11 protein-coding genes and 1 other RNA gene are annotated in these 11,409 nt (G+C 55.6%); 3 read left to right on the forward strand and 9 right to left on the reverse strand.

All coding sequences use genetic code 11. The features are described 5' to 3' along the window. From ffs to SMC5_RS01455, 9 genes are all read right to left on the reverse strand, one after another. Positions 1-235, reverse strand: an RNA gene (ffs, locus tag SMC5_RS01415) — signal recognition particle sRNA large type; the annotation flags it as partial. Between the two features lie 43 nt (positions 236-278). Next, complete coding sequence (locus SMC5_RS01420) at positions 279-1,334, reverse strand: PEGA domain-containing protein (RefSeq protein WP_165846163.1); 1,056 nt, start codon at positions 1,332-1,334, stop codon at positions 279-281. Between the two features lie 13 nt (positions 1,335-1,347). Next, entirely contained in the window at positions 1,348-1,956 is a 609-nt protein-coding gene (tmk, locus tag SMC5_RS01425; protein WP_119119294.1) for a dTMP kinase, read from the reverse strand. Then, on the reverse strand, positions 1,956-3,488 hold the full coding sequence (locus SMC5_RS01430) for a R3H domain-containing nucleic acid-binding protein (protein WP_119119295.1): 1,533 nt from the start codon (positions 3,486-3,488) through the stop codon (positions 1,956-1,958). Before SMC5_RS01430 ends, tmk begins: the two co-directional genes overlap by 1 nt. After that, positions 3,452-4,135, reverse strand: coding sequence for a deoxynucleoside kinase (locus SMC5_RS01435; RefSeq protein WP_119119296.1), 684 nt, complete (start codon positions 4,133-4,135; stop codon positions 3,452-3,454). The genes SMC5_RS01430 and SMC5_RS01435 overlap by 37 nt, the downstream gene beginning before the upstream one ends. Then, on the reverse strand, positions 4,132-5,526 hold the full coding sequence (locus SMC5_RS01440) for a hypothetical protein (RefSeq protein WP_119119297.1): 1,395 nt from the start codon (positions 5,524-5,526) through the stop codon (positions 4,132-4,134). The genes SMC5_RS01435 and SMC5_RS01440 overlap by 4 nt, the downstream gene beginning before the upstream one ends. A 275-nt stretch (positions 5,527-5,801) precedes the next feature. Then, entirely contained in the window at positions 5,802-6,629 is an 828-nt protein-coding gene (locus SMC5_RS01445; protein WP_119119298.1) for a SurA N-terminal domain-containing protein, read from the reverse strand. A 2-nt stretch (positions 6,630-6,631) separates the two neighbouring features. After that, entirely contained in the window at positions 6,632-8,236 is a 1,605-nt protein-coding gene (locus SMC5_RS01450) for a peptidylprolyl isomerase (RefSeq protein WP_119119299.1), read from the reverse strand. A 78-nt stretch (positions 8,237-8,314) separates the two neighbouring features. Next, complete coding sequence (locus SMC5_RS01455) at positions 8,315-9,118, reverse strand: lipoate--protein ligase family protein (protein ID WP_119119300.1); 804 nt, start codon at positions 9,116-9,118, stop codon at positions 8,315-8,317. Between the two features lie 112 nt (positions 9,119-9,230). Here SMC5_RS01455 and SMC5_RS01460 point away from each other — a divergent pair, with 112 nt between their 5' ends. From SMC5_RS01460 to SMC5_RS01470, 3 genes are all read left to right on the forward strand, one after another. Continuing rightward, entirely contained in the window at positions 9,231-9,971 is a 741-nt protein-coding gene (locus tag SMC5_RS01460) for a class I SAM-dependent DNA methyltransferase (protein ID WP_119119301.1), read from the forward strand. 1 nt (position 9,972) lies between these two features. Then, on the forward strand, positions 9,973-10,887 hold the full coding sequence (cdaA, locus tag SMC5_RS01465) for a diadenylate cyclase CdaA (RefSeq protein ID WP_119119302.1): 915 nt from the start codon (positions 9,973-9,975) through the stop codon (positions 10,885-10,887). Further along, a partial coding sequence (locus SMC5_RS01470; protein WP_133299135.1) for a CdaR family protein occupies positions 10,874-11,409 on the forward strand: 536 nt, incomplete at its 3' end. The genes cdaA and SMC5_RS01470, both read left to right, overlap by 14 nt.

Below are 11,409 nucleotides of genomic sequence, written 5' to 3' on the forward strand. Positions count from 1 at the left end.
CCGGCGTGGTCGACTGTCTCCGGCTCCAGTTGCATCGGGCCACGGCACATGTTCTACTCAGTACTGTTGCTTCCTTCCGGACCTGGCAGAGTTCAGAGCTTCCCATTGCATGGTTTGCAGCCTTCAACGCCTTCAACAGGGACTGTTTCGGAAACGTGCACCCCGCATGCTCAGCATGGACCCCGGTGAGCGGATTCCGGGCAACAGGGCACCGCTGTCTCCCCGTCCTGTACGGCTTCAGTAGTATATGCGCTGAGATGTTCCCAGTCAACCTGTCGCTATTGCAACTTTGTGAGGGCGATGGAGAGGCGACTTGTCTGTCCTTTGGACACTGATGCCTCGCCTGACCATGGGAGATACCCTGGCAGATCCAGCTCAACCTCATGCGTGCCCTCCTTCAATTTGCTGAATGTGAAGGGCGCGATCTGACTCATGACTTGGCCATCAATTGTAACGGATGCTCCAGCAGGATCAGTGGAGACGGCAAGCTCACCAAGCTCAGCGTCGAACTTGTATTGCTTTGCCAGAGGGATTCCCGCTTTAACCGAGAGCGTGTCAGTGATGTCGGTGCTCCCATCCAGTTTCAGTGTCAGAGCGTAGTCACCGACAGGGAAGGAGTCGACCTTCAACGGTGTCACCCCGCGTGATTTGCCGTCTATGATGACTTGAGCTCCGGCAGGGTTTGACACGATGCTTAGTTTGCCAAAGGCCTTTATGAGAGAGAAGTCCTGCGTGCTCTGTGTCCCATCGGAAAGGTCGACTGTGCGCGAGATTGCGGCGTAGCCCTTGAGGGAAATCACCAGCCCATAGTTGCGTGGTTTGAGGCCTATCAATGTCAAAGGTGTGACGCCTTTGGTTGTTCCATCGAGTGTCACTGTTGCACCGGGCGGCGTAGATGTGACGATCAGTGAATAGGCAGCGTGCGTCATGTTTGCAATGACTTGCGTAGTGGATCCCCTCGCCGCTGTCGTGGCGCCGTTCCAGGTGTCCCAGCCAGACATGCGGATCTGTATCGCATGAGTCCCCGGGGTCACGTGGGGCAGTACCAGTGGTGTCGTTCCGACTTGCTGTTTATCGAGGAACACGATCGCCCCTGATGGAAATGATCGGATATTCAGACTGGCTGCTCTTCCCTGGAGAAGCAAAAAGACCGCCGCGGCCGCAACTGCGGCAATCAGTACGAACACGATCCAGATCCTGCTTCTGTGAGGGCGCTGCGGGGCTGGTGGAAGCACGCTGATTCCAGCAGGAGCTTCTTGTGCCATCCGTGACTCGTGGAGGCTGCCAAGAAGTTCGTCGATGCGGTCAGGTTCGTGAGAATGTCGTTCGGACATGTTCATACCTCCGTTATTCCAGTCGTTTCAACACTGCCTTGAGCACGTCGCTGAAGACGTTATCCGCAGAACGAGCCGCGTCGATAGTCACCCATCGTTCCGGCTGGCTAGTGGCCATGTCCAGAAAGGCGCGGCGCACGACGTCGAGGAATGGGCCTCGTTGCTCGATCCGGTCGAGGTCGGTCTTCCGGGCCAGGGCAACGCGCGGATCGATATCCAGAAGCAGCGTCAGGTCGGGGACCAGGCCCGAGGTGACGATATCCATGAGTCGCTCGACTCGTTCTTTGCCGACGTTTCCTGCAATCCCCTGATAGGCGATCGATGAATCTGCAAACCTTTCACCAATGACGATGTCGCCGCGGTCTAGAGCGGGGTTGATGATCTCATCGATGTCCTGTCTGCGGTCGGCCGCGAACAGCAACACTTCAGAGAACAGGGACAGGTTGAGCTCATCATGCACGAGGATCGTGCGGAGCTTCCGCCCGAGCATCGTTCCTCCCGGCTCAAATGTGTGTGTGACAGGAAATAGTCGCTCCGTCAGCGCTTGCTTGAGCCGTTCAGCTTGCGTGCTCTTGCCGCATCCGTCGATCCCCTCGAAGGTCAGAAAGAAGGCGCGTCGCATCACACTGCTCCTGGTGGCCCTTGAGTCGGCTTCATCGTCGGAGAGTACACGACAACGCGCCGGAATGGCTCGATGCCTTCGCTCTCACTGAACAGCCCAAGTCGTTCTGCCAGTCTGTGTTGCATCCGCCGCTCGAAGGCACTGGAATATGGCAGTTCACGCGAGGCAGAGGAGACGACGGCTTCGCGCATGAGGTGAATCCATGAAGCATACTGCTCCTTGTCCACGGACATCGAGTGGATGCGTCTGAGGAGGTCCTTGATGGCAGCCAGACTGTTCTTGCTGGTGGTATACAACGGCAGTCCGAGTGCCTCGGCTCGTTCTACAAGAAATGGTTTCTTGGCTGCGAGTGTATCGCTGAGCAGCACGATGTCTGCATCCTCCATCGTGCGGGCGACCCGTACGTCGACATGCAGACTGTGAGAAGCTCGCTCGATATAGCTCTGGCTGACTCCCTGGATGTACAGTCTGACGCTGGAATCCTGTGTCCACAGTTGCTCGCTGCCAGGCTGCGAAGTGGAAGTTCCTTCCTGATGAGGAGGTTCGATCACGAAGTCCTTCCCAACCTTTCTCCTGCGTATCTCGGGTTGCACGTCGAAGCCGCGCAGAACTCTGTCGACGACGTCTGCCAGATCACGGTATACAGCTAGGACGTCGCGTTCACGCAGTTCTACGAGGACGTCAAATGTGGGAGCAGACTTACGCTCGAGAACGCTCTTCTGTGTCCCACGGCGCTGCGCTTCTTCATCACTCAGCGTAACAGTCTGGATGCCTCCGAGCAAGTCGATGAGGGTCGGGTTGGTGATAAGGTTGCTCAGATCGTTGCCATGCGCCGTTCCAATGAGTTCGACGCCGCGCTCAGCGATCGTCCGGCATGCTTGCGCCTCTTCGATGCGGCCGATTTCATCTATGACGATGACTTCGGGATTGTGGTTTTCCACTGCTTCGATCATGATGTCGTGCTGCTCTTTGTTGAGCGGTACCTGCATACGACGAGAAGATCCGACGCCGGGATGGGGCACATCACCATCCCCACCGATCTCATTGCTGGTGTCGACGATGATGACGCGTTTTTTCAGCGTATCGCTCATGTACCGGGAAGCCTCGCGTAGCAGCGTTGTCTTGCCTATACCAGGTCGGCCCAATATCAGGATGCTCGAGCCTTTCTTGACGAGGTCTTCAATGATCTCGATCTTGCCATATAGAGCGCGCCCAACCCGGCATGTCAGTCCGACGACGTCGTTGTGCCTGTTCCGGATGACGGAAATGCGATGCAGCGTCTGTTCGATTCCGCCCCGGTTGTCCCGGTCGAATTCTCCGACTTTTCGGACGATGAAGTCGATGTCCCCCTTCGCGACCGTACTCTCGCTGAGGGGAACGAAGTCGAATTCAAATCGAGCTTCTGGGACACGTCCAAGATCCAGCACGACCTCGACGAGTTCATCGAATCGGTCGAGCCGCTCGAGTGCCTCTTGCAGAGATTCTGGGAAGATGCTCAGGAACGCCTGGGTATCGTAGTCGTGTGTTGCCATGTCAGTCCTTTCTGGAGAAGCGCTTCAGCAATACGGTCGGTGACTCTCTCATACTCACCAAAGAGGCTGAACAAATCAAGATCGTCTGTATCGATGGCAATCAGCGGGGCGCGCAAAAACGAGCTTGCCCATGCCTCGTAGCGCTCGTTGAGTTTCCGAAGGTAGGAAGAGGGCAGAGACTTCTCGAACGAACGTCCCCGCGACTGTATACGTCGTGAGAGCGTTTTTGTGGATGCGCGGAGATAGACAACAAGGTCGGGTACCGGGAGATTCTCCAGCAGGTACTCGTACAGTTGCAGGTAGACCTGGTATTCGACGCGTGACAGCGCTGTACGGGCAAATATCTCTGCGTCCTCATACAGGGTGCGGTCCACGATCTTGGCGTGATTCAGCGCGCCGGCTTCCTTGAAGAGTCTCACCCGTTGTGTCAGGAAGAAGAGTTGTGACTGTATTCCCCATCGCTTGGGATCATCGTAGTAGAGTTTGAGGAAAGGGTTCTGTTTGACTGGCTCAGGGAGTAGAGTGAGCCCCCACTTGTCGGCAAGATGACGGGTCAGGGTAGATTTTCCTACGCCGATGTTACCGGCGATGGCAAGGAACAGGGGACGGTCGCCGCCGGCCGTCGTGGGCTGAGGCTCCCCGCTCATGGATTCTTGAGCTGAGCTGGGTCGAACGTACCCTGCTCGAAGATATTCTGGTAGAACGAGGCCCAGGAGACTTTCTTGTTGCTGGTCCGGGAGATTCTACGCATTTCACGGAAGTGAGCGCGGAACATGAACCGGGCGAGAGAGACGCCAAAGTCGAACGTGGCGATCGATGAGAACGACGATGCAAGATCAGGAGGCAACGGGACGCGTTCCTGAAGAAACGAGCAGGCGTCATGATGGGACAGCCTGTTCTGCAGGATCTCGATATCGAGAGCGGCTGCCGCGTCCTCGATGAGCAGCTGGAGCGTCGTAAGCAGACTGTTCTGAGGCGTCAGCATGCCATCAAGATTGGCGATGTTCTGCAGTTCGAACAGCGAAAGTGCCGTGATGAATACCTCTCGCTGAACATGAAATGCCAGACATGGGTCCCAGCTGCTGATTGCGGTCTGAATGTAAGCCTTACCAGGGAAATACGTCATCATGAGAGCGATCTCGGGTGAAAGCCAGCGACGGGAAGACGTTATTGGACAGACAGTCTGTCGGTGGTCGAGCGAGGCACCCTTCAGGGCAACTGCCTCTGGATCATCATAGGCCGGGCGAGTCGCGGACTCGTCTCCTAACACGGGTACGGACTTGAGTTTGTAGCCAGGGAAAAACGAGTGGAGGCGGGGATAGTCCTTGTTCATCCAATCATCGATGGTTGCTTGATCCATGCGCCGCGCAAGAGAAGTCCGGAGAACGTCATTGACAACCTCGTCGGTGCTTCTGGAGGCGTCAAGCTGCGCAGCGGTCTCGCTCAATTGACGCTTCAATGCCTCTATCTCGTGTTCCAGACGCTCCTGTGCTTCTTTCGTGCTTGCCTCTTCGAGTGATGGCAGCAGGACAGAGAGTATTGGGTCCCGGGTGGAGTCACCTGTACTGGTGGAGTGAGCCAGCCGTGGTTCCAGTCTACTCATGTACTGGCGTGCCCTGAGGATGCGCTCTGCAATAGCCTGCTTGTCATCGAATCGGCTGGCCCTGTCTTCCGCGAAGAGGAGATATTGGTCAATGATATGCAATTCCTCAAGAGCCAATTTCTGGTGAGAACCTGAACGCAGCTGGAGTTCTTCTGCGGGCGCGGTCGGGGATGTCGACAGTTCCTCGAGCCGGCGAATGAGAGCCTTTCCACGGACGTACACGGGAATCTCTGTCATATACAGCAACTGGTAGAGACCCCGCCGGACGTTGCGCAGTTGCCAGAGAGTGTCCCCGAAATACCCGGCTCCAATCAGGACGGACAAGCTGTTCATGTAGGGCCGAAGGATGAGCGCTGAGCGGTGCTCGCTGTTCCCGAGTTTCCCTTGTTCGAGCCTTGTTAGCACTTCACGTTTGTCGTCGAGAAACCGCTGCATTTGCGCAGCGTTTGCGGCCGAGAAGTCTCCCAGATGATAAAGGTATCTGTGCGTTCCGGCACCGAGTGCATCTACGGGAAGGAAGAAACTCGTTTCATCCTGGATGTCCTGAAGTAGCTCGCCGTACTTGCTTAATGCCGGCTGAGTCTGAGGACTACTCTGGCGGGTGTCCGTTCTGGACCGTCTGCTGCGAGGCGGACGGTTTGTCTTTGGGCTAGTGTTCCTGGGGTTCTCCGGGGCGGTCGAGCCAGCCGGAGCCTCTCTTCGTGGGCGTGTCACGAGCCTGCGCCGACCTGCAGTGGTTCAAGTGAATCCGGGACCTGGATGCCAAACATGGTATCCCACCACCTCATGAACCGCTTGTATCGTGTATCACCACTCACAAGACTGGTCTCCTTCTTGAGAAGCTGTGCCCGGTTTTCAAGGATCAGCTGGAACTTCTTGTTCGCCAGAGCATCTTTCGTGAGCCTTGCGTTTCCCTGCTCAAAGGTGAGCTTGTGCCCTGCCGCGTCCGTATAGTTCCAGCCCCATGTAGCGAAATACTCGCGCACTTCAGTTGACGACACTGTGGCTTCCTTCGTCAGGCTTTCTTCATAGGCTTTGGAAGTAGCCCAGAGCTGGATGTACAAGCGCATATCCGGAGACTTCAGTCTCTCGGTCTCGGTCGTGTCGTCTGGTGAGGCGTGGTCCTTCACATAAGCCTCGACGGCAGCGTCGATGGCCGATGGACTCACGACGATTCCCAGTCGCAGAGCTTCATCGGATTGAGCGTGCATGACAATGAGTCGTTGAATGGCTTCTGTCTTCAACCCTGCAGCAAGATACTGCATCTTTGGGTCTGAAGGGTTTCCGAGATCCAGTCGTGTGTTATAGTGGTTGCTGGTCTCGTCGAATGGCAGGTCCACAATCATTGCCGAGACATGTTCCTCAGTAACTGGCTTGTCATTGACGTAGAAGGCGACGTTGCGTGAACCTGCTATTGGGATGGCAACGATTGTTGCCAAAAGGGCGACCAGGAGAGGTGATGCCGCAATGAGAAAGAACCTTGGGCGCGCCTGGACTATCGTCTTTCTGGATGGATCGATGCCGTCTTTCGAAAGCATGGCTATTGCGCTGATGGAGTGGTTGGCACGCCTGTCACAGGCGGAGTCGTCGTTGTTCCCTTGCCGGTAGCTTTGACGATCCAACGCCCAATTGACCCGAACACCTTGCCGATACCACGACTATACCATTGGGTGATACGTGACCACTGACCCTCGCGGACGGGAAATTGCACCTTGAGTTTGGTCACCATGGCGGTCTTTGCGTCTGCCTTTCGTTCATCTTCCAGAGCAGTCTTGACCGTGTCATATGTAGTCTTGTCACTTAGGGTCGATTTCACGAACGGCTTTCGGTCCAGAAGCTGGACGATCTCATAAGAAGAACCATCGACAAAGGGTTTTGAGTACTGGCCGGTCTTCAGACCGCTGAGGGCGGTGAAGCGGGTCTCATCACCCACGTTCGAGAAATAGTCCAGGATTCCCCCCGTCTTGGCGTCGGCATCGGTGGAATACTTCGTGATCGCGGCCTTGAACGACAAGCCCTTCTGGAGCTCTGCATACACTTTGTTTGCAAGGGTCTCCGCGGCCTTTGCTCCAGCTGTCTGATCTCCGGTTCCGAAGCCGAGGACGATATGCGCGGCTTTCGCCGTCTCGGCCGTGTCATAGATTGCGCTGACAGGTTCCTGAGCGATCTTGTGAATGATATGGAAGCCGAAACTAGTCTGGATGGGTCCTACGATGTCGCCCGTCTTGGCGGCGAAGGCTGCAGTTTCGAATTCTTTAACCATCTGTCCTTTGGTGAAGAAACCCAGAGCCTCGTAGGTAGCATATCCTAGAGTCTTTTTGTTGAGCTCAGCCGCCTTCTCCTGCGCGTACTTGGCGAAATCGAATGTGGCATTTTCAGCCTTCTGTTTCACGACCTCGTCATAGATCGCCTGAGCGACCTTCTTTTTTGCAGCGATTGTCGAAGAAGAGTCATTGGCAGCGTCTATATTGATGAGGAGATGGTCGGCGTTGACCCGTCCCTGAGAGGCAAAGTAGGTCCTGACATCGGCGTCCGAGACGGTGACGCTGGCATTGATCTCGGCAGTCACTGCGTCAGCAAGTTGCTGCCGTTCAACATATGGCTGAATCTGAGGGCGCAGCGCGGCTTTGAACTTATCCAGCGAGCCATACTGAGCTATGACGGCGTCATTAAAGCCCTTAGTGTCCGTACCAAACTGCTGCTGTGACTGCGCGACGGCACTCTCGACTTCTGTGTCGAGAGCAGTTTTCAGCTTGGCCGGGTCGATCGTCATATTCTTGGATTTGGCATATTGGATGAACAGCTCCTGCTCGATTGAGCTGTCTATAGCGTCTTGGTGAACGGACTTGAGAGTGCTGGCATTCTCTGCGGCTGTCAGGTCCATTCCGTACTGCTTATACATGTCTATATAATTCTGGACTCGCGCCGTGATATCGGACTGGAGGATTTTCCCGGTGCCGACCTGATATGCTATCGTTCCGGTAACGCTCTTGATTGCAAAGAGGGAGCCCCATGTGGCGAGTGCTACAATGAGTACGAGCGCAATGACTCGCATGACAATGGGAAACCGATCCTTGTGATACGCCCCCGGTTTCTCGACGAGTCCCTCCTTGCGTTCCTGTCTGATCCTGCTTTCTTTTCCCATTCTGTCACTCCTCGGTCGGGTCTGCCTCTGTAGACAGACGACTCAGATAATAATCATAGAACTATACCATGATTCCTCTCATCTTAAAGCGTTCCAGTCTTCTCTGCCGTATTTCCGAGCGACAATGCTGGTAGCGTCGAGTGCCTCTCGCTGAGTAAGGGAATCGGCAAGGAGACGGACACCTTCGGCAGCCGAGAAGGCTGTAATGAGTGCATCTGTCATTTCGCCGAATGTGACGACTCGGTGAGCCTCGTCGCTGACGTTGGTCATAAGACGAGCAGCCCGCTGTGCGGCATCGTGCACATTTGGTTGGGATGTCCGGACTACGGCAAAGAGCTTTTCCAGGTCATTTTTCAGGACGACTGAGCCGTGCTGGAGGAATCCGTCCCGCGTCCGCATCTGTGCCGAGCCGACAATTTTCCTTTGACGAACAACGATGTCGGTGGTTCCGGGCGCGGTGAAGCACGATGCGGACACAAAGCCGGTGGAGCCATGTGGAGCAAGTGTGGCTGATACTCCAACGGCCAGGAGAGCCGCGACGATCGGCCCACATATCCACTCATATGACGCCTCCAGCCCCAGGGCATAGAGAGGATCCGACTGTGGTATCGACACCGAGTAGGTGACTTCCATGTCGTGAAGTACCGCTCGACCCCCCGTAGGGCGTCGAACCCATGCAACATGTCTCCTGTCCATTTCGGTGAAGTCCAGAGCCCCTGAAGCTCGCTGCGCAAAGCCAAGGGATACGGTGGCAGGTGTCCACCCATAGAAACGGAGAACTGGAACACCCGACGCGCAGGCAGTGTCAAACAGTGCCTCGTCTGTAGCCATGTTCTCATATGGAGTGCCGATGCCGGACATGATGCATCGCCAAGTTCTCATACCAATATGCTAAGGGTATGGGCGCCACTGTCAAGGAAGAGCTGAGTGAAGACAAGTCCGAGAGCTGCTTTCGTGTTGCATTTTGGCCCTGATGCCTTAATATTTATGACATATGATGACCACAGACTGGACACAGGAATACTTTGACGATACATACAGGCGCCTTTTTCTGGACACGGTAGAACCGGCCAGAACAAGGTACCAGGTGCAGCAGCTCCTGAGGCTGTGTGCGGTACTCCCGGGAGCCGCCGTTCTCGATGTTGGATGCGGTGTTGGACGGCATAGCATTGAGCTTGCGAGACTTGGGTTCAGGGTAACGGGCGTGGACATGAATGCAGACTACATCGCTGTGTGCCGCGAGCGTACTGCGCAGATGGGCTTGAAAGCCGAGTTCTATGCAATGGACAGTCGTATCATGAAGCTTCACGTGAGAGCGGATCTGTCTGTCTCACTCTGGAGCTCGTTCGGTTACTATGGTGAGATCGGTGACCTAGAGATACTTCGGAGAGTCTCGGAGCACACCAGGCGGGGCGGGCATGTCGTCCTCGACGTCGAGAACCGTGACTATATCGTGAAACACTTTGTACCCGAAGAATGGCATGAAAATGAGCAGGGACTTGTCTGTGAGAAACGCCGATTCGATGCGGGACATGGCACTGTTTCCACGAGACGCGTTGTCCTGAGGGGGGGAGAGCGTTGTGAGTACCATCGCGTGCTGCGCATGTATACTGTAGCTGAGCTGGCAGCGCTGCTTGAGGCAGCGGGACTGCGACCCGAACGCTGGTGTGGTGATTATGATGGGTCACGGTTTGGACCTGAGTCCAAACGCATGATCGTTATTGCTGAGAGGTGATATGGCTTTCCTGCAGAGGTTTCTTGCTGATCTGTTCGTGAATCTTACGCCAGGACGAGGAATTTCTATCGTCATTGACGTCGCTCTGACATCTCTTCTCTTCTACGCCGTCTTGAGACTCATCTCGAACACGCGTGCGCTGCAGTTGGCTCAGGGTCTCGTGATCTACTACCTGCTCGTGTTCGGAGTCGAGTGGCTCAGTCTCAAAGCTGGGCTGCTGGCTCTCAACAGCGTGTTCAGCTGGTTGCGCAGTTTCTCGACGTCGTTCCTTCCGTTGCTGCTAGTCATGGTCTTCCAGCCAGAATTGCGGCGGATGCTCGGTCGACTTGGCAGCAGCAAACTGGTGTCATCTGACACGCACACCCAGTTCACGGACGTCCACGACTGGGAAGAGTCTGTTGATGAGATTGTGAAGAGTGTCAAGTACCTGTCGATGAATCGGATCGGGGCACTCATCTGCCTGCAGAGACAAACGGGTCTCGAAGACTATGTCGAGACCGGAGTCCGGCTTGACGCGCTGGTGAGAGCCGAAACACTGTCCACGCTTTTCTACCCCAATAGCGCACTCCATGATGGTGGTGTCATCATAGCGAGCAATCGTGTCGTTGCCGCGAGGTGTCTGTTTCCATTGACTGCAAGCGCAGACCTGGAACGCGGACTTGGAACAAGGCACCGTGCTGCCATCGGCATTACGGAGGAGACTGATTCCATTGTTGTCGTCGTATCCGAGCAGACAGGGGTCATTTCTCTTGCAGTACGCGGAAAATTGACACGCTATCTGAGCCCACTTGAGCTCAGGGGAATGCTACTGGTCATGACAAAGCCCATAGCCAGCGAGCACAGGTTCAATATGACCGGAGTTTTCCGTAGACGGAAGTCCAACGGGCAACAGGGGGGTGGAGATGGCCAAGCGTAATATCGGCGCTATGTTGTTCAACTCCAAGATCATCTCTGTGTTCTTGGCCGTTCTGCTCTGGGTCTACGTCGTTGGCATCCGGGGCCCTGACACGACGAAATCCGTCGAGACCCAGTTGATGGCAGTGAACGTACCTCAGGGGTACGTTCTGGCAGGGACGCTTCCCACGGTCACCGTGACACTTCGTGGTCCCATGAATACACTGTGGAACATCACAGGCGGCTATGTGACACCCACTGTCGACTTACGGGGAAGAAGCGAGGGCTCCTTTATTACATCGGTTCAAGCTCAGGTCGTTGGGCTTACTGGCGTGACAGTAGAGACCGTTGCTCCCAACGAAGTCAATGTCCAGCTTGAGCGCCTTGAGACGATCACTGTCCCTGTCCATGCAGAAGTGAGCGGCACCCTGCCCCTGAGTCTGGTCCTCGGGACCCTCCGGATTGATCCTGGGTCCATCGAGGTGTCGGGGCCCGGTTCGCTCGTGAGTCAAGTGAAGGATGCAGCGCTGGTCGTTGCATTGGA

It is taken from the genome of Candidatus Cryosericum odellii, from assembly GCF_003570935.1.
GTDB classification, from domain to species: Bacteria; Caldisericota; Caldisericia; order Cryosericales; family Cryosericaceae; genus Cryosericum; species Cryosericum odellii.